This is a genomic window from Micromonospora sp. HM134 (assembly GCF_007833915.1).
Classification (GTDB): domain Bacteria; phylum Actinomycetota; class Actinomycetes; order Mycobacteriales; family Micromonosporaceae; genus Micromonospora; species Micromonospora wenchangensis.
Genome location: NZ_CP041061.1, coordinates 3,670,188 through 3,688,034, shown reverse-complemented (window position 1 = coordinate 3,688,034; position 17,847 = coordinate 3,670,188). Strand labels below are relative to the sequence as shown.

Annotated in this window: 16 protein-coding genes; 12 read left to right on the top strand and 4 right to left on the bottom strand. The window is 75.1% G+C overall.

The genetic code is table 11. From position 1 onward, the window contains the following. Nucleotides 1–79: 79 nt before the first annotated feature. Nucleotides 80–1,054 (bottom strand): DUF1702 family protein, encoded by a 975-nt coding sequence (locus FJK98_RS15645; RefSeq protein WP_145919676.1) that lies wholly within the window; start codon nt 1,052–1,054, stop codon nt 80–82. 136 nt (nt 1,055–1,190) lie between these two features. Further along, nucleotides 1,191–2,246: a carboxymuconolactone decarboxylase family protein gene (locus tag FJK98_RS15640; RefSeq protein WP_145919675.1), complete on the bottom strand. Its 1,056-nt coding sequence runs from the start codon at nt 2,244–2,246 to the stop codon at nt 1,191–1,193. Nucleotides 2,247–2,711: 465 nt separating this feature from the next. On the opposite strand from FJK98_RS15640, the gene FJK98_RS15635 reads away from it, so the two are divergent. Then, the gene (locus FJK98_RS15635; RefSeq protein WP_240762988.1) at nt 2,712–3,458 is read left to right on the top strand and encodes a TIGR03084 family metal-binding protein; all 747 of its coding nucleotides are present in this window, start codon (nt 2,712–2,714) and stop codon (nt 3,456–3,458) included. 58 nt (nt 3,459–3,516) lie between these two features. Here the strand turns inward: FJK98_RS15635 and FJK98_RS15630 are convergent, their stop codons facing one another. Next, the gene (locus FJK98_RS15630) at nt 3,517–4,512 is read right to left on the bottom strand and encodes a DUF1702 family protein (protein WP_145919673.1); all 996 of its coding nucleotides are present in this window, start codon (nt 4,510–4,512) and stop codon (nt 3,517–3,519) included. A gap of 415 nt (nt 4,513–4,927) precedes the next feature. Here FJK98_RS15630 and FJK98_RS15625 point away from each other — a divergent pair, with 415 nt between their 5' ends. The 3 genes from FJK98_RS15625 to FJK98_RS15615 all read left to right on the top strand — a co-directional run bounded on the left by FJK98_RS15625 (nt 4,928) and on the right by FJK98_RS15615 (nt 8,263). Further along, the gene (locus FJK98_RS15625) at nt 4,928–5,497 is read left to right on the top strand and encodes a DUF5987 family protein (protein ID WP_194822147.1); all 570 of its coding nucleotides are present in this window, start codon (nt 4,928–4,930) and stop codon (nt 5,495–5,497) included. Beyond that, complete coding sequence (locus tag FJK98_RS15620) at nt 5,494–7,131, top strand: FAD-dependent oxidoreductase (protein WP_145919671.1); 1,638 nt, start codon at nt 5,494–5,496, stop codon at nt 7,129–7,131. Before FJK98_RS15625 ends, FJK98_RS15620 begins: the two co-directional genes overlap by 4 nt. Before the next feature lie 61 nt (nt 7,132–7,192). Then, nucleotides 7,193–8,263, top strand: coding sequence for a carboxymuconolactone decarboxylase family protein (locus tag FJK98_RS15615; protein ID WP_240762882.1), 1,071 nt, complete (start codon nt 7,193–7,195; stop codon nt 8,261–8,263). 245 nt (nt 8,264–8,508) lie between these two features. Here FJK98_RS15615 and FJK98_RS15610 read toward each other — a convergent pair whose 3' ends face one another. Next, nucleotides 8,509–10,053, bottom strand: coding sequence for an NAD(P)/FAD-dependent oxidoreductase (locus tag FJK98_RS15610; protein WP_240762880.1), 1,545 nt, complete (start codon nt 10,051–10,053; stop codon nt 8,509–8,511). Between the two features lie 336 nt (nt 10,054–10,389). Between FJK98_RS15610 and FJK98_RS15605 the strand changes: the two genes are divergently transcribed. The 8 genes from FJK98_RS15605 (at nt 10,390) to FJK98_RS15570 (ending at nt 17,811) form a co-directional block, all read left to right on the top strand. Further along, nucleotides 10,390–10,569 carry a hypothetical protein gene (locus FJK98_RS15605; RefSeq protein WP_145919669.1) on the top strand — a complete coding sequence of 60 codons (180 nt, stop codon included), beginning with the start codon at nt 10,390–10,392 and terminating at the stop codon, nt 10,567–10,569. Between the two features lie 99 nt (nt 10,570–10,668). Further along, nucleotides 10,669–12,441, top strand: a complete 1,773-nt coding sequence (locus FJK98_RS15600) for an acyltransferase (protein ID WP_168222483.1) — start codon at nt 10,669–10,671, stop codon at nt 12,439–12,441. After that, nucleotides 12,435–12,668, top strand: a complete 234-nt coding sequence (locus tag FJK98_RS15595) for a hypothetical protein (RefSeq protein WP_145919667.1) — start codon at nt 12,435–12,437, stop codon at nt 12,666–12,668. The genes FJK98_RS15600 and FJK98_RS15595 overlap by 7 nt, the downstream gene beginning before the upstream one ends. 110 nt (nt 12,669–12,778) lie before the next feature. Further along, nucleotides 12,779–13,705, top strand: coding sequence for an alpha/beta fold hydrolase (locus tag FJK98_RS15590; protein ID WP_205789463.1), 927 nt, complete (start codon nt 12,779–12,781; stop codon nt 13,703–13,705). 215 nt (nt 13,706–13,920) lie between these two features. Next, nucleotides 13,921–14,862, top strand: a complete 942-nt coding sequence (locus FJK98_RS15585) for an ABC transporter permease (protein WP_145919666.1) — start codon at nt 13,921–13,923, stop codon at nt 14,860–14,862. Further along, nucleotides 14,859–15,962: an ABC transporter permease gene (locus FJK98_RS34070; protein ID WP_168222482.1), complete on the top strand. Its 1,104-nt coding sequence runs from the start codon at nt 14,859–14,861 to the stop codon at nt 15,960–15,962. The genes FJK98_RS15585 and FJK98_RS34070 overlap by 4 nt, the downstream gene beginning before the upstream one ends. Beyond that, the gene (locus FJK98_RS15575) at nt 15,872–16,783 is read left to right on the top strand and encodes an ABC transporter ATP-binding protein (protein WP_145922784.1); all 912 of its coding nucleotides are present in this window, start codon (nt 15,872–15,874) and stop codon (nt 16,781–16,783) included. The genes FJK98_RS34070 and FJK98_RS15575 overlap by 91 nt, the downstream gene beginning before the upstream one ends. Next, the gene (locus FJK98_RS15570) at nt 16,780–17,811 is read left to right on the top strand and encodes an oligopeptide/dipeptide ABC transporter ATP-binding protein (protein WP_145919665.1); all 1,032 of its coding nucleotides are present in this window, start codon (nt 16,780–16,782) and stop codon (nt 17,809–17,811) included. Before FJK98_RS15575 ends, FJK98_RS15570 begins: the two co-directional genes overlap by 4 nt. The last annotated feature ends 36 nt before the right edge of the window (nt 17,812–17,847 follow it).

Genomic DNA, 17,847 nt, shown 5'->3' with positions numbered 1-17,847 from the left:
GGGCAGGTGTGGGGAGGGAGGCTGCGCCGGGACCACCGGCGCGGGGCGGGACGGGGACGGGGGACGGGGACGTCCCCGGTCAGTGCCTTCCGCGTACCCGGAGTTCGTCGGCGATGGCCTGACGCCAGATCTCGTAGGCGGGCTCCAGCGGGCTGTCGCCGCCGGTCGGCCGCTGCTCGTCGCAGATCCGGACGGCCTCGGCCGGGGTGGTGCCGGCCAGCACCGACGTGGCCCGGGCGGTGTGCGGGGTCTCCAGACCGGCGGTGAGCCGGGCGGTCGCCGCGAACGCGCTGCCCTGGGCGACGTCGGCGCGGTGCTTGCCGGCCCGGTCGAGGAAGAGGCGCAGTTCGTCGGCGTCGGCGCCCCCGGCGTACGTGGCCGCCAGGCCCGCGCCGCCGTACAGGTCGCTGCGACGCTCGGCGGGGAACCTGTCGATCAGGTCGGCGACCACCCCGGCGTCGGTGCCGCCGACGAACCACATCGCCCGGCCGATGCCCTGGTCGATGGCGCGGCGGGCGTACCAGCGGGGGCCGTCGGCCGGCCACGGGAAGTCCGGCTCCTGGTACTGCTCGTGCACGTACCGGCGGGTGTGGAAGTACGCCTGGTGGAAGCCGTAGCCGTCGAGGGCCAGCCAGCGCAGCAGCGGGTCCGGGGCGTGCAGCTTCGACCAGCGGAACCGGGGCACCCGGGCCATCGCCCAGCCGACCCCCACGTAGGCCATGTAGACGTGGTCGGCGCCCCGGCCGGCCAGGAACGTCTGCACCCGGTCCGACCGGCCGCCGGGCAGGGCGTCCAGCACGGCGAGGGCCATCGCGGCCCCCTCGTAGGCGAAGCCCCGGAACTGCGGACGCACCGCCTCCAGCGCCGGCTCGGCGTCGGCGGGGGTGCGGGCCTCGGCGGCCGCGGCGTACCCGGTCAGAAATGATTCGCCGACGGTTTCCAACAGTTCGACGGCCGCCGGATTCTTTCGGTGGAAACCGCGAACGTCGAGTTTGGTCGCCGAGGACGATGGCGTGATAATGCGTCGCCGCAGTCTCAGGAATAGATTCGACACCGGGCGTCCCCCTATCTTCTCGCACGTCAGGAGGGATGCCTCCTGAAGTTATGTTTTCAGCGGCGAAACAGATCGTCTACTTCTAAGGTGCGCCACCGGCGCATTACCCAGCGGGCCCGGTAATTGACCGGCGGGTTCACCGGGCGGCCGGGCGCAGGCAGCGCCGGCCGACCTCCCGGGCCGCCGCGTACGCCGCCCAGGCGACCGCCTGCACCAGCGCCCGGTCGGTCGGCGCGGTCCGCCGGAACGCCCCGACCACCTCGTCGTCGACCCGGTAGGAGGCGAACGCGGTCAGCAACGCCAGCCGGCCCGCCGCCCGGTCCGGCTCGGGCAGCCCGGCGCAGGCGTCGTCGTACCAGCCCCGGCCGGGGCCGGGTGACGAGCCGTCCCACCGGTCGAGCCGCTCGCGCAGCAGCGCCCGGACCGGGGCCGGCACCGCCTCCTCGCCGGCCCGGTCGAACGCCCGGTAGGCACGGGCCACCGCACCGGCGATCACCGGGTCGGCGGCGGCCCATCCGGCGTCGTCGGGCAGCGTCGCCGCCGGCAGCAGCGCCAGCGACCGTCCCGGCCGGGGCGCACCGCGCAGGGTGGGGCGCAGCAGCCGGCCGACGGCCCGCTTGAACCGGCGTCGGGCCGCCCCGGTCAGCCCGGCCGGCAGCAGGTGGTCGGGCAGGAACACGTTGACCACCCGGGCCAGGTAGTGGAAGGCGACCACCACGCCGACCAGCTCCGGGGCGTGCGCCGCCGGGAACGGGGCGGCCGGCGCGGTGGCGTGGGCCTGCCGGGCCCAGCCGGTCACCGCCCGTACCACCGGGTCCCGAAGGTCGACGATCCGGTCGTCGGCGACGGCCTCCGCGTCGTCCTCGGTGGCCAGGTCGTACAGGCTGATGCTGTGCATGTCCACGCAGTACGGGCAGGTGTTCGCCACCGAGACCCCGGCGGCCACGGCCTCCTTGGTGCGACGGTCCACCGTCCGCCCCGCCACGAGCGGCTCCCGCAGCAACATCCAGTACGCGGCGAGCACCGGCGGCGCCGGGGAGTGCAGCAGCACCGGCGGCACCACCAGCTTCTGCTCCCGCTCCGCCTGGGCGTAGACGTCGGCCACCAGCCCCCGGGCGGTCCCGGCCGGCACCGGCGTGACGTACCTGACCTGCCGGCGTACCACCGAGGACGCGACCCGTGCGGCGACCATGACCTCTCCCCCTGGCGGGCCCGCGTACCTGCCGGGGTTCGCCGGACGTCGACGGCCGGGCCCATCGTGGTCAGCATGCGCCGGTCGGCCCGGCCGGTGGTTCTTCCACGGTGCGCAACCCGCCGCATGGGCGCGGATGCGCACCCGGCGGCCGGCGCCCACAATCGGGCCCACGCGCGTCGTGGCGGCGACGACGGCGGTGGGGCGCCAGCGCATGACGAGAGAAGACAGCGCCCGCGCCCGGCCCGCATGCTGCTGGTGCTGACGTGACGCCGTCGACGTGGGCCCGGCCACCGGCCGCCCCGCGCGTCAGGCGGCGACGGGATCGGCGTCGTGCGTGGCAACCGGCGCCCTCGGACGCGCCGGGCCACGCTCGCCCCTGCTGACGAGCGGAAGGACAGACGCGTGAGCGCACGGAACGACGTCTTCGTCGACCTGACCCTGGAGGGTGACGCCGTCGACCGGATGGTGGCCGGCCTCGACGAGGCGCAGTGGGCGCTGGACACCCCCGCGCCGGAGTGGACCATCGCCCACCAGATCGCCCATCTGGCGGCCACCTTCCGGCTGGCCGGCCTGGCCGCGGCGGACCCGGCGGGGTTCATCGCGCTCGCCCAGCAGTTCGGGCCCGACTTCAACCGCAACGTCCGGACCGCGCTCTCGCCGTACCTGTCCGCGCCGCCACCGGCGCTGCTGGCCAAGTGGCGCGAGGAACGGGCCACCGCCGAGCAGGCCCTGGCCGCGGTGCCGGCCGGGCAGACGGTGCCCTGGCTGGTCCGGCCGCTGCCCGCGCCGGTGCTGGCCGCCGCCGGCATGATGGAGCTGTTCGGCCACGGCCAGGACATCGCCGACACGCTCGGGGTCCGCCCCGAACGCACCGACCGGCTGCGGCACCTGGTCGACTTCGCCGTCCGCACCTGGGACTTCGGCTACCAGGCCCGGGGGTTGGACACCCCGGACGTCGCGCTGCGCTTCGAGATCACCGCGCCCTCCGGCGGGGAGGTCTGGGAGTTCGGGCCGGCGGACGCGACCGAGCGGATCACCGGCCCGGCGGCCGACCTGTGCCTGCTGGTCACCCGCCGCCGGCACCGCGCCGACCTGGCGCTGACCGCCGTCGGCGCGGAGGCCGACCGCTGGCTGGACCTGGCGCAGGCCTACCGGGGTCCGGCCGGCCCCGGCCGTGCACCCGGCCAGTTCGACACCATCGCGGCGTGACGGCCGGCGGCCCCCGTCCCGGAGCGGGACGGGGGCCGCCGGCTGTCCGCCGACCGGTTCAGGCCGGGGTCGCCGGGTCGACGGCCGGCACCCGGTCGCGCACCCGGGCCCGCCACAGCTCGTACGCCGGCAGGTCCGGCCCGGCGGCGGTGTCCACCGCGACGTCGTCGGCCAGCACGGAGGCGTGCTCCACCGTCATTCCGGCGAGGGCGTGCAACGCCACCCCGGTGTGCCCGGGGATGTGACCCGAGTAGTCGCGGGCCTTCGCGGCGAACACGGCCCCCTGGCCGAGGTGCGGGCGGTCGACGCCGCTGAGCCGCGCCAGCGTGGCCAGGCCGGCCGCGTCGCAGCCACCGGCGAACGTGGCCGCCAGTCCGACGCCGCTCCACAGGTCGGGACGCCGGGACCGGTCGAACCGCTCCACGGCGGTCGCCACCTGCTCCGGCTGGGCGCCGTGGATGAACCACAGCGCCCGGCCGACGCCCTGGTCGCAGGCGCGCGTGAAGTAGTCGGGATGCCCCTGCCAGGGGTACGCCGCGGGGCGGTACTGCTGCCGTACCCACTGGTCGGTGTCGAAGTAGGCCCGGTCGAAGCCGTACCCGTCGACGGCCAGCCAGCTCATCGTCGGGTAGTACCGCATGCCGGTCAGGTCGGGCAGGACCCGCCGCCACAGTGGACGGGGCAGCCGGGCCATGGCGAAGCCGATCCCGATGTAGGTGAGGAAGGTGTGCCGTTCGGCCCGTCCGCGCAGCAGGTCCCGGGTCCGGTGGCCACGCCCGCCGGCCATCGCGTCGCGGACCGTGAAGGCCATCGTGGCCCCCTCGTAGGCGAACCCGCGCAGCTCGACGTCGACCAGTTCCAGGCGTCGCTCCACCTCCCACTGGTCGCGGGCGTCGATCGCCCACTCGAACCCGCAGATCACCGTCTGCGGGATGGCCTCCAGTCGGCGGGTCGCCGCCGACTCGACGACGGGGAAGCCGCGCCGGGCGAAGGTCACCTCGGCCAGGGCCGGGGTGAGCAGCAGCCTGCGGAGCGAACCGAGGGTGGTCGGCATGGCCATCTCCCTGGGGGAACGCCGGACGGTCGGTGCCGTCGGGCAGCGGTCGGGGACCCGCCGGGGCACCTGCGGGCGCACGCCGGTCACGGGTGCACTCATCGTCCGGGCCACGGCGGTCGTCCCGCTTCTCCGGGCGTGCGCAGGTGCGTCCACCGGCCGGCCCGCCACCGGCCGGGACGGGCCACCTCCGCCGGTCGCCCGGCGGCGACCGGGGTCACGACGGGGTGCCCAGCGCACTTCGGAAGGTGTTTCGGTGGGCCCGGTGCGTGCACGATGTGCGGCAAAGGAATCGTGCGGCAACGGTGCCCGGATTCCACCGCCACGAGGCGGCACGGACATTCGCGCGATCCACGGTGAACGCATTACCGCAGTTTCTCCCGGAACAATTTCGCACCGGACAGGAGGCGTCGTCGTGCAGTCCGATACCACCGACGCAGACGTAGCGCGGACAATGACCATCGAGGCCTTCGCCGACACCATTGTTCCGGGCGAGAAGAGAAGCCCGGACGACCGGGCGGTGGCGGGCGCCGCCCCCGGTGGCGGCGCGGTCGCCGCCGGGGCGCTGGAACTGCTGGAGCTGCCGGCCGGCGGCCTGGCCGACTCGCTCGACGGGCTGGCCGTCACCCTCGACATGCACGCCGGGGAGTACGCCGCCGAGCAGGGCGTCGCGCTCGACCCGACGCTGCCGGCCTTCGTGGCCCTGCCGTTCGAGCACCGCACCGAACTGGTCCGCCGGCTGACCGACCCGGAGCACCCGGAGAAGCAGATGTGGGTCGGGCTGGCGCTGTTCAGCAACATGGCCTTCGACAGCGCGGCGCACCTGCCCACCGTGGCGGCGCTGGCCGACGGGCACCCCGGACTGGTGCACCTCGGCTACCACCGGCCGGACGTCGACGGGCTGTGGCGCTACCCGAACTACTCCTACGGCCGTCCCCTGGCCCCCCTGCACCCCGACACGACCCCCACCGGGAGCCCGGCATGAGCAGTACCGAAAGCACCGACGTCCTGATCATCGGCAGCGGTTTCGGCGGCGCGATCACCGCCTACCACCTGGCCGCCGGTGGCGCGAAGGTGGTGATCCTGGAACGCGGACCGTGGCTGTCCAGCCAGGAGTTCGACCACGACTTCGAGCTGGGCTCGTCGTACACCCGGGCGTTCGACTTCGTCGTCGGGGACGGGATGAGCGTGCTCAGCGGCAACTGCGTGGGCGGCGGCAGCGTCGTCTACTTCGCCACCATGCCGCGCGCCCCCCGGTTCGTCTTCGAACGGCACGGCTCGATCGGCCGCCGGATGTGGCCGGCCGCGATCAACCGGGACACCCTGGACCCGTGGTACGACCGGGTGGTCGAGGCGCTGCCGGTCACCAGTCAGAGCTGGGACCAGGTGCCGTACCCGGGTGGGTTGTGGGCGGCGGCGTGTGCCCACGCCGGCCGGACGGCCAACCCGGTGCCGTCGGCGATCGACCTGGACAAGTGCACCAACTGCAACTGGATGATGGCCGGCTGCCGGTTCGACGCCAAGCGGTCGCTGCTGCTGAACTACCTACCGGCGGCGTTGGCCCACGGGGCGACGATCCGGCCGCTGCACGAGGTGCAGCACCTGTCCCGCACCGACGACGGCGGCTACCGGGTGCACTACCGGATCGTCGACGACGAGGACTACCGCATCCTGCACGACACGGGCACCATCGACGCGAAGATCGTCATCGTCGCGGCCGGCGCCGGGGCCACCCCGGTCATCCTGCAACGGTCCGAGGCGACGCTGGGCACGATGCCGAGGGCCGTCGGCCGCTACTTCTCCGGCAACGGGGAACGGCTCAACACGGCCGTGTTCGACGAGGACCGGGTCCGCGAGGTGCTGGGCCTGGACCGGGGTGACGGCGTCGCCTACGAGGCGTACCAGATCGGCCGGGGGCCGACGGTGGCCAGTTGGGACCGGCTCGACGCCAGCCTGCCCGAGTACGAGCGGTACTCGCTGGAGCAGCTCTACTTCCCGCCCGGCCTGGGCACCATCCTCGCCCAGGTGCCCGACGCGACCGGCCCGAGCTGGTTCGGGGTGGAGAAGAAGGAGCTGATGCGGCACTTCAAGTCGTGGCTGACCGTCTTCACCATGTCCGAGGACGACAACGAGGGCGTGTTCGGGCCGCCGCCGGAGACCGGCAACGCGCACCGGTTCTCCCAGCAGATGCTGGGCCACGGCCCGCTGCGCTACCAGCCCACGGCCAACACCTGGCGGGGCTGGAACCTCTCCGACGCCGACGTCAAGGACATCGTCGAACGCGACGGCCTGGCGAAGGTGATGCCGTGGACCAACGACCTGGTGGGCGCGTACACCGTGCACCCGCTGGCGTCGTGCCGGATCGGTGACGACCCGGCGACCTCCGCCCTGGACGACCGGCACGAGCTGCGCGGCCACCCGGGCATCTTCGTCACCGACGGGTCGGCGGTGCCCGGCGCGCTCACCGTCAACCCGGCCCTGACGATCAGCGCGCTGGCCGAACGGGCCGTGCCGGGCATCGTCCGGGCCGCCCGGGAACGCGGGATCGCGGTCACCTACGGCGCTCCCGCGCCGGACGGCGCGACCGCCGGCCGACGCGCCGTGCTCCAGGCCCGCTGACCCCGACCACGGTCCCCCGGCATCCGGCCGGGGGACCGCCCCGACCTGGAAGGGGATGACCGTGGGGACCCTGTTGGCCCGCGCCACCCGGCGCACCGTCCTCGCCCACGTACGGCACGTCCGCCCGGTCGCCCCGCACCGCGCGGACGGCCTCGTCGCCCGGGTGTACGCCCAGGTGGAGCAGGACTTCGGCATGCTCGCGCCACCGGTGGCGCTGCACTCCCCCGCGCCGCAGGTGCTGGCGGCGAGCTGGGCGATGCTGCGGGAGACCCTGGTGGCCACCGGGGCGGCGGGGCGACCGGCGAAGGAGACGGTGGCGGCGGCGGTGTCCGTGGCGAACCGCTGCCCGTACTGCGTCGACGTGCACGGGGCGGCCCTGGTCGGGCTGCTGCCGACCCTCGACGGGGCCGGTCCGCCGGTGGACCGGCTCGACGACGGCGAGTGGGGTCCGCTGTCGCGGTGGGCGCGGCGACCCTCCCCGCACGGGCCGGCCGGGCCGCCACCGGCGCCGCCGGACCAGCTGCCGGAACTGGTCGGGGTGGCGGTGGTCTTCCACTACCTCAACCGGATGGTCAACGTCTTCCTCCAGGACTCGCCGCTGCCCGCCGCCCCGCCGGTGGCGCGGGGAATGGTGCACCGCACGGCGGCCCGGGTGATGGGTGCGCTGGCCCGCCGACCCCGCCCGCCGGGGGCGGCGTTGGCGCTGCTGCCCGAGGTCGCGCCGCCGGCCGACCTGGCCTGGGCGGGCCCGACGGTGCTCGCCGAGGCGATGGCGCGCGGCTACGCCGCGATCGGGGACGCCGGCCGGCAGGTGGTGCCCGCCGGGGTACGGGAGCTGGTCGTCGCCCGCTGCGCCGACCCGCAGGACGGCCCGACCGGCGTCAGCGCCCGCCCCTGGGTGGACGACGCGGTCGCCGCGCTGCCTCCGGCGGAGCGGCCGGCGGGACGGCTCGCCCTGCTCACGGCGTTCGCCTCCTACCAGGTGACCGACGCCGTGGTGGCGGACTTCCGGGCGCACCATCCCGACGACGACGCCCTGGTCACGGTCACCGCCTGGGCGGCCCTGACGGCGGCCCGCCGCTACGGCCCCGCCCTGGCCGGCGTCCCGGACGCGATGGAGCCGACCGGCTGACCCCCACGGGGACCGGTGCGGAACCCGGTCGGTTTCTCCGGCAGCCACATGCCCAGCAGGCATATCCATGCCTGCTGGGCATAACACCCTCCGCGCTGACGCTCCCGCCAGCGGCACGCCGACCTCGCCGGGCCGGCCCGGCGAGGTCGGCGGCGGCTGCGGCAGTCGCCGCGCGTCACCGGCACCGCCGACGCCGGGTGACGAGGACCGGGGTAGCGGTTCGGCGGGGGTGCAGCCCCGGAAGATCAGGACCCGGAGCGCTGCCCGGCGTCCACCGGGCCCGCCGGCTCGTCTCCCGCCCCGGAGGCCGGCTCGGGAGCGGCGGTGGGAGCGGGGATGGGGGCGGGCACGGGGACCGGCGAGGTGGCCGGCATGTCCCGGGCCAGCCGGAGCACCCTGAGCACCAGCGGCAGCCGCCACAGCATGCGCGGCGGGTCGACCAGCCCGGCGACCCGCATGTACGCCCGGGTGACCTCGGGGTCCTTGGTCATCGCGTACTGGAGGCGGACCAGGTAGGCGTTGTGCAGCCGGATCGGCAGCGACTTCGGGCCCACCCCGGGGAAGTCCAGGTCGGTACGGGTGGACAGCTGCCACGGGTGGCGCATCAGCCGGGCCACGTCCCGCAGGTAGGAGCGGCCGTCGGCGGCCGGTTGCCGGTCGAGGAACCGGCGCAGCGCGGTCACCTGCATCGCCGCGGCGGTCATGCCCTGGCCGTAGACCGGGTTGAAGCTGCACACCGCGTCGCCCAGCACGGCCAGCCCGGCCGGGAACCGGGACAGCCGCTCGTAGTGCCGCCAGACGCTGGCCGGGAAGGTGAACGACACCGCCTCGCCGGTCGGGTCCGCGTCACGGACCGCCTGGTGGATGTCGGCCACCGGCAGGGTCCGGACGTAGTCCTCGAAGCCCTCCGGGTCGGTCGGCGGGTGGTCGCCGAGGATGCCGGTCAGGCTGAGCCGGAAGTCGCCGGTGGCGGTCTGCCCGAAGAACGCCCCCCGGGGGTGCTCGGGCGAGGCCACCGGGTTGATCGCGACCGGCCCGTCGAAGGTGCCGGGCCGCCGCCGGTAGGTGCGGGTGGTGTACGCCAGCCCGATCGTCATCCGTTCCTCGACCGGCCGTTCGTAGCCCAGCTCGGCCAGCCAGACCGGCAGCCGGGACCCCCGGCCGGTGGCGTCGACGACCAGGTCGGCGTCGAGCCGCTCCTCGGGGCTGCCCGGCGTGCGCTCCTGGACGCGGACCCCGGTGACCCGGCCCCGGTCCCCGGTGGCCACCAGCCCCAGCACGTCGGTGTGCTGGCGGTAGGTCACGTTGGGCAGCCCGGCGACCCGGGACCGCAGGTAGTTCTCCAGCACCGGCCGGTTGCCGGCGACGGAGAGCAGCCCGGTCTCGGTACGGGCGATCGGGCGGGCGTTGAAGTACCAGCGCATCAGCCCGAAGTCGCGGACCGGCAGGCCCAGCTCCTTGGCGTCGTCGAGCAGGCCGGGGAAGAGGTCGGACAGGATCAGGTAGCCCCGGGCGTGCAGCCCGTGCGCGTGCACGGCGTGCGTCGCGCCCTTGCGCATGCCGGTGACCCCGAGCACCTCGTCGCGGTCCACGACGACGACCTCGCGGTACCAGTCGGACAGCACCCGGGCGGCCAGCGTGCCGGCGATGCTGCCGCCGGCCACCACCGCCCGGTCGCCCAGGATGCGTGGCGTCACCGGGGCCTCCGGCCGGCCGCCGAAGGCGGCGCGTACCCGGTCGGTCACCCCACCGCTTCGCGCGGTCCTGCTCGCTGCGACGTGGTCGCCCATCTGCGGTGCCTCCCTGAACTCGGTCGGCGGCCCACGCGGGGCGGGGACGGGAAGCGCCCCGCCGCGCACACCGCCGGGCGTGCGGCTCGCCAGGTGTGCTGCCCATGGAAGCAGAACCGGCGGGACGGCACGTCCTCGTACGTGCCCAATGCGGACGGTCGCCCCGAGCTGCCGGGGCGGGCCGGCCGGGGCGGTGAGCACGCTCGGAGATGACCCCCCACCTCGCCGGTTCCATCCTCGAACCGGGTACGACGGGTGCCGCCACGGTCGCGGCCCCGACGGTGTGGACGCCGGTGTCCGGCGCCGCACGGACGGCCGAGACGAGGAGGCGGACACGTGCCGCAGGTGACCGAGAACGAGGACGGGACCACGACCTTCAGCATCAACTCCGCCGAGCTGCGCCGGCTGCGGGACCTGGTCGTCGACCGGGTGCCCGAGTTGAAGCGGGCGCTGGAGCTGGCGGAGAGCCCGGAGGTGCGTACGACGCTGCGCTTCGTGCGGTCCGTCCTGCGCTGACCACCGGCCCGCTGGACAGGGGCGACACCATCCCGCGTGCCGTGGGTCCCGGCCGGCTCCCGGTCGGCGCACCGCCGGCCGGACCGAAAGGACGAGTACGTGAGCGTGACGACCAGGGACAGCGGCGGGGCCACGGCCGCCACGGGCCGCACGGGCGGTGACCGGGACCCGGCGATCTTCGGCATCCGCGGGTTGGCGGCGTTGGCGCTGCTGACCGTGCACGTGGCGATGTTCTCCGGGCTGCTGGGCACCAAGGCGCTGGGTGCGCCCCGACCGCCGAGCAACTTCCTCGGCGGGTTCTTCGTCAGCGGGCTGCCCTCGTTCATCGGGGTGTTCTTCGTCCTGCCCGCGCTCTACCTCTACCTGCCGCTGGCCCGGGCGATCATCGCCGGCCGGCCGCGCCCGCCGCAGGGCGCGACGATGGTCCGTCGGCTGATGCGGCTGCTGCCGGCCTACTACCTGATGTACCTGGTGGTGCTGGTGGCGTTGAACCGGGACGCCATCGACGGCCCCTGGTACGTGCTGCGTCCGTTGCTGCTGTTGCAGATCTATTCGCCGAGCCCGTTCGCGCCGCACTTCATCAACGGGATGGAGGTCAGCTGGACGGTGCCGAGCATGGTCCAGTGGTACCTGGCGCTGCCGCTGATCGCCTGGGCGAGTCACCGCTTCGCCGCCCGGGGCGCGACCCCGGTGGCGCGGGCCCGCCGGCTGCTGCTGCCGGTGCCGGTGCTGATCGCCATCGGTGTCGGCTGGCTGTTCTTCGTCAAGGGCAACGGCTGGGACAACCGGATGGTGTTCTGGTGGCCGCAGGGGTTCGCGCCGACCATCGGCATCGGTCTCGGGCTGGCCGTGCTGCTGGCGTTGGCGCAGGTGTCGCCCGGGGACACCCCCCGGCTGCTGCGGTTCGCCGCGCTGCGTCCGGGGTTGTTCTGGGTCGCCGCGGTCGTGGTCTACCTGGTCAACTGCGCCCGCCCGTTCAGCGTGATCGGGATGGACGCGATCTACTCGACCAGCGGGCTGTTCATGACGTACCTGATGGTGGCCCTGTTCGGGTTGTTCGCGTCGCTGCCGCTGGTGTCCCCGGGCGCGGCCCGGACCCGGGTGGTGGACGCGGTGCTGACCGCCCGCCCGGTGGTCCACCTGGGACGGGTCTCCTACGGCGTCTACCTGTGGCACTTCGCGGTGATGCACTTCTACCTCCAGCCGGGGGCGGTGTTCAGCGGCGCCGTCCGCCCGATCCGCGAGCTGTACGGCACGGCCGGGTTCTGGGAGCTGGAGACGGTGACGCTGCTCGGCGCGGTGCTGCTGGCCACGCTCAGCCACCGGCTGGTCGAGCAGCCGCTCGCCGCCCGGGTGGACGACCTGCTGGCCCGGCGACGACGGCCGACGCCGCGACCCCCGGCGCTGCTGCGCGCCCCGCTGCTGGCCACCGCCACCGTCGAGGTGCTGTCCGGCCCGCAGGCCGGGGCGGCGGTGGCGGCGGCGGTCACCGACCGGGACGCCATCCAGGCCAACCTGGTGGACCTGGAGCGGCACCTGGACCGGCACCTGCTGGCCGCCGCCGAGCTGACCGGGGAGTCGGCCCGCCGGTGGGCGGCGGCCCGGACGGACCTGGCCCAGTTGTGGACGGTCTACCACGCCTACTCGGCCGTGGTCGACGAGGCGGTCCGGCCGTTCGCCGGTCCCGGGCAGCCGTCGGCGGCGGAGCTGGCCCGGGTCAGCGCGCTGCTCGACCAGGCGTCCGTGGTGGTCACCGGCCCGCCGCCGCCGCTCTCCCGGCGACGGATCACCGACGACGGCCGGGTGGAGTTGACCGTCGCGGGGGCGGTGGCCCGGATGGACGAGCTGTTCCGGGGGTCGCCGAGGTGGTGACGGCGGCGGAGGCGGTGTGGGAGACCGCCGGGGCGCGGCTGGACCGGATCGACGCGGCACTGGCCCGGGGGGCCGACGACGGGACGGTCCCGCAGCCGCAGGCGCAGCGGGTCGAGCGGTTGCGGGCGGCGGTGCGGACGGACCCGTTGGCCCGGTGGCGGGACGGCGCGGTGGTCACCGACGACCTCGACGACCTGCTCGACTCGCTGGAACATCTCGTGGCATAGCCGGCGTTTTACGCGGTTTGCTCGAACGGTGGGGCGGATAATCTCCCGCATGGTGACCGCCGGTGGTCGCGGAATTCCCGCGCGTGGTCCGAGGGCATGAGGAGACCGTCTTGAGCACATATCGGACCGTTGGCGACGAGGGGCTGATGGCGGGGACGGAGCGACACGTCCCCGCCAACGGCGTACAGCTCTGCGTCGACACCTTCGGCGCACCGGGGCACCCCGCCGTGCTGCTGGTCAGCGGGGCGTCGAACTCGATGGACTGGTGGGCCGACGGGCTGTGCCGGCGACTCGCCGACGGCGGCCGGTACGTGGTGCGCTACGACCACCGGGACACCGGCCGTTCCACCGGCTGGCCGGCCGGCTCCCCCGACTACCACTTCGACGACCTGGTCACCGATGCCGCCGCCCTGATCGACCGGCTCGACCTGGGGGCCGCGCACGTCTGGGGCATCTCGATGGGCGGCGCGATCGCCCAGCGGCTCGCCGTGGAGCACCCGCACCGGGTCGCCTCGCTGACGTTGAGTTCGACCAGCCCCGCCCTGCGGATCGGCAAGCGCCCCTACCCCGACCTGCCGCCGATGTCGCGGGCGCTGATGGCGAGCTTCGGGGAGTCCCGCCCCGACCCGGACTGGGACGACCCGGACTCCATCGTGGAGCACATCGCCGCCGGCCAGCGACCGTTGACGGGCAGTGTCCCGCTGGCCGGGGCGGAGCTGCGGGAACTCGTGGCGCGGGCGGTGGCGCGGACCGTCGACATCCGGGCCAGCCTGGCCAACCACTGGTCGATCGACGGCGGGCCGGAGTACCGCGACGCGCTGCCCGGGATCACCGCACCGGCCCTGGTGGTGCACGGCACCGAGGACCCGCTCTTCCCGTACGGGCACGGGGAGGCGTTGGCCGCCGAACTGCCCGTCGCCCGGCTGTTGCCGTTGCAGGGGGTGGGGCACCAGATGCCGCCCCGCGCCACGTGGGACATGCTCGTCGCGGAAGTTCTATCGCACACCGGTGGCGGTGCCGGGAAACCCACCGGGTGAGCACGTCTGCGGAAGACAACGGTACCTCCGCTCTGCCAGCGTGGACACGGCCCCTGACGCGCCGCTGATCACGGACGTCGGTGGGTCGTCCCTGACCACCGACGGCTGGAGCGTGACGCCATCAGACTCGACGACGCCGGCGACCCGGCCGGCCGTACGACCACAGGGGGGATCGACGCCCGTCGGGGCGTCGGTGCGGACGGCCACCGGTGGCCATGGTCCGGCTAGTCCTGCGCCGCCTGGCCTGGACCGGGCCACTGCTGTTCGTCGTGTCGGTCCTGTGCTTCCTGCTGATCTCGTTGGTGCCCGGTGACCCGGCCCGCACGGTGCTCGGTCCGCTGGCCCCGCCCGAGCAGGTCGAGGCCCTGCACCGGCAGATGGGGCTGGACCGGCCGCTGACCGTGCAGTACCTCAGCTGGCTGGCCGACGCCGTGCACGGCGACCTGGGCCGGTCGGTGAGCACTGGCACGGCCGTCGGCCCGTTGATCGCCAGCCGGTTGGCCCCGACGCTGTCGCTCATCCTGCTGGCCACGCTGACCGTCGGCGTGGTCGGCACCGCCCTCGGCGTGCTCAGCGCCGTCCGGGGTGGACCGCTCGGGCGGCTGGTCGACGTGGCCTCGGTGGTGGGTCTCGCCGTACCCGGATTCTGGTTGGCCCTGGTGCTGATCACCTGGTTGGCGGTGCGGTGGCGGATCTTCCCGGCCACCGGCTACGTCCCGTTCGGGGAGTCCCCGGTGCAGTGGCTGCGGTCGCTGGCGTTGCCGGTGGCCGCGACGTCGCTGGCGGCGGTCACCGCGGTGGCCAAACAGACCCGCGACTCCATGCTGGACGTGCTGAGCCGCGACTTCGTCCGGGTGATGCAGGCCAACGGGCTGTCCACCCGGTCGATCGTCTACCGGCACGCGTTACGCACCGCGGCGGTGCCGGTGGTCGCGCTGCTCGGGGTGATCTCCGCCAGCCTGCTCGGCGCGACCGTGCTGATCGAGAACATCTTCGGACTGCCCGGCCTGGGCTCCGGGGCCGCGCTCGCCGCCGCCCAGCACGACATTCCGGTGCTCCAGGGGGCGGTGGTCTGCTACACCCTGATCGTCGTGGTGATCGGGCTGCTCGCCGATCTGGCCCAGGCGTGGCTGGACCCCCGGGTGGGTGCCCGGTGAGCCGGCCGGCGGCGGTGGCGGTGCGGTTGCTGCGTCGGCCGCTGGTGCTGCTCGCCGTGCTGTGGCTGCTGCTGGTGCTGGCCTGCGCCCTGCACCCCGAGCTGGTCACCGGTCGGGACCCGGTCGACCAGGACCTGCCGGCCGCCCTGACCGGACCGTCGGCCGCGCATCCGCTGGGCACCGACCGGCTCGGTCAGGACCTGCTCAGCCGGCTCGCGTACGGCGCGGCGGGCACCCTGTGGGGGGTGCTGGTGGCGGTGCTGACGGCCACCGTGGTCGGGGTGGGCCTGGGCCTGCTCGCCGGCTACCTCGGCGGGCTGGTCGACGCGCTGGTGGGCCGGCTGGCCGACCTGCTGTTCTCGTTGCCGGCCATCGTGATCCTGCTGGTGGTGGTGGCCGTCTTCCCGGGCGACGTCACGATCGCCATGCTGACCTTCGGGCTGCTGCTCTCCTCCGGGCTGATCCGGGTGGTCCGGGCCGCCACCCGGTCCACCCGGGAGGAGCTGTTCATCGCGGCGGCCCGGCTGGCCGGGCTCTCCGCACCGCAGATCCTGCGCCGGCACGTGCTGCCCCGGCTGCGCGGCCTGGTCATCGTGCAGGCGTCCCTGGTCGCGGCGGTCGCCCTGGTGATGCAGGCGAGCCTGGCGTTCCTCGGGTTCGGGCCGCCGCCGCCGGAGCCGAGCTGGGGCGGCATGATCGACGAGGCGCGGATGGTCATCGTCCGTCACCCGTGGGCCCTGGTCCCGCCGGGGCTGGCGGTCGCGTTGACCGTGCTCTCCTTCGTGCTGCTCGGCGACGCCGCCCGCGACGGCACGACCGCCGCCTGGTCGACGACGAAGCTGGCCCGCCGACGGCGCTCCGGGTGGGCCGGCCGGCACCGGGCGGTCCCCGCGCCGGCCACGTCCACGGCCACCCCGGCGCGCCCCGCCCCGACGCCCTGCTGTCGGTGCGCGGGTTGTCGGTCCGGCTCCCGGGCCGTCCCGGCGCGGCCACCCCGGACGCCACCACCGTGGTCAGCGACGTCGACCTGGACATCGCCCCCGGGGAGATCGTCGGGCTGGTCGGCGAGTCGGGCTGCGGCAAGACGGTCACCGCGCTGAGCATCCTCGGGCTGCCGCCGGGCGACGGCCGGGTCACCGGCAGCTGCCACTTCGCCGGCCTCGACCTGGTACGGGCCACCGACCGGCAGTGGCGCACCGTCCGGGGCCGGCGGATCGGGTACGTCGCCCAGGACCCGATGGTCAGCCTGGACCCGACCCTGCGCGTCGGGGCCCAACTCGGCGAGGCGGTCCGGCGGCACACCGGCGTGGGCGGGCGGGCGGCCCGCGAGCGGGTGGTGGCGCTGCTGCGCGACGTCGGCCTGCCCGATCCGGATAGCACCGCGCGTCGGTATCCGCACCAGTTGTCCGGGGGGATGGCCCAGCGGGTGGCGATCGCCTTCGCCCTGGCCGGCGACCCGGAACTGCTGATCGCCGACGAACCGACCACCGCGCTGGACGTCACCCGGCAGGCCGAGATCCTGGCCCTGCTGGCCCGGACCAGCCGGGAACGACGGCTCGCCGTGCTGCTGGTGACCCACGACCTGGGGGTGGTGGCGGCGCTCTGCGACCGGGCGGTGGTGATGTACGCCGGTCAGGTCGTCGAGTCCTGCCCGGTGACCGAGCTGTTCGCCCGCCCCCGGCACCCGTACACCCGGGGGCTGCTGGCGGCCGATCCGCACCGGGTGTCCGGGTCGGGCCGGCTGCCCACCATCGCCGGCACGGTGCCGGCGCCCGGGGACTGGCCGACGGGGTGCCGGTTCGCGCCGCGCTGCCCGCTGGCCGTCGAGCCCTGCCGGCGGGCCCCGGTGCCGCTGGACCGGGCCGGCCCGGCACACGCCGTGCGCTGCGTCCGGCCGAACGAGAGCCGGGTGGCGGCATGACCGGGCGGTCGTTGCTGGCGGTGGACGACCTGGTGGTCGACCTCGGACGCCGACGGTCGGCGACCCGGGTGGTGGACGGGGTGAGCCTGACGGTGGCCGCCGGTGAGACGGTCGGCCTGGTCGGCGAGTCCGGCTCGGGCAAGTCGACGATCGCCCGCGCGATCCTGGGCCTGACCCCGGTGACCGACGGCCGGATCGGTGTCGACGGGGTGGACGTCACGCACGCCGGCCGGCGGCAGCGGCGGGCGCTCAGCGGCGACGTGCAGTTGGTGTTCCAGGACCCGTACAGCTCGCTGAACCCGGCCCGCCGGATCGGCGACTGCCTGGTCGAGCCGCTGCTCAACCGGCGGGGTCTGGACGCGGCCCGGCGTCGGGCGCTGGTCGTCGAGGCGCTGCGCCGGGTGGGCCTGCCGGCGGACGCGGCGCACCGCTACCCGGGCCAGTTCTCGGGTGGGCAGCGGCAGCGCATCGCCCTGGCGCGGGCGCTGGTCGGCACCCCCCGGCTGCTGGTCACCGACGAGCCGGTGTCCGCGTTGGACCTGTCCGTCCGGGCGCAGATCATCAACCTGCTCGCCGACCTCCAGGCCGACCTCGGGTTCGGGCACCTGTTCATCGCCCACGACCTGGCGGTGGTGCGGCACCTGTCGCACCGGATCGTGGTGCTCTACCGGGGGCAGGTCGTCGAGTCCGGTGCCGCCGAGACGGTGTACCGGCGGCCCGCGCACCCGTACACCCGGGCCCTGCTGGCCGCCGCGCCGGTGCCGGACCCCGGCCCGGCCCGCGCCGCGCTGGCCGCCGTCGGCCGGCAGCAGCCGGACGGCCCGACGCCCGGCCCCGGAGCGGGCGGGGACGCCGGCTGCCGGTTCGCGGCCCGCTGCCCGTACCGGGTCGACGCCTGCACCCGGCAGCGCCCGCCGCTGGTGCCGACGGCCACCGGCGTGCTGAGCGCCTGCCTGCGGCACGCCGACCTGGGGTCGGCGGCGCGCACCGCACCGGCGACCCCGGCGGGCGCCTCCCCGCCACCCTGACCGCATCCCGCACCGTCCGCACCCGCAACCCCTCGA

What these genes read in the sequence shown, in the direction of transcription:
- FJK98_RS15640 (WP_145919675.1), bottom strand. Translation starts at nt 2,246, where the DNA reads ATGGTCGCCGCACGGGTCGCGTCCTCGGTGGTACGCCGGCAGGTCAGG.
- FJK98_RS15635 (WP_240762988.1), top strand. Translation starts at nt 2,712, where the DNA reads ATGGTGGCCGGCCTCGACGAGGCGCAGTGGGCGCTGGACACCCCCGCG.
- FJK98_RS15630 (WP_145919673.1), bottom strand. Translation starts at nt 4,512, where the DNA reads ATGCCGACCACCCTCGGTTCGCTCCGCAGGCTGCTGCTCACCCCGGCC.
- FJK98_RS15620 (WP_145919671.1), top strand. Translation starts at nt 5,494, where the DNA reads ATGAGCAGTACCGAAAGCACCGACGTCCTGATCATCGGCAGCGGTTTC.
- FJK98_RS15610 (WP_240762880.1), bottom strand. Translation starts at nt 10,053, where the DNA reads ATGGGCGACCACGTCGCAGCGAGCAGGACCGCGCGAAGCGGTGGGGTG.
- FJK98_RS15585 (WP_145919666.1), top strand. Translation starts at nt 13,921, where the DNA reads ATGGTCCGGCTAGTCCTGCGCCGCCTGGCCTGGACCGGGCCACTGCTG.
- FJK98_RS15570 (WP_145919665.1), top strand. Translation starts at nt 16,780, where the DNA reads ATGACCGGGCGGTCGTTGCTGGCGGTGGACGACCTGGTGGTCGACCTC.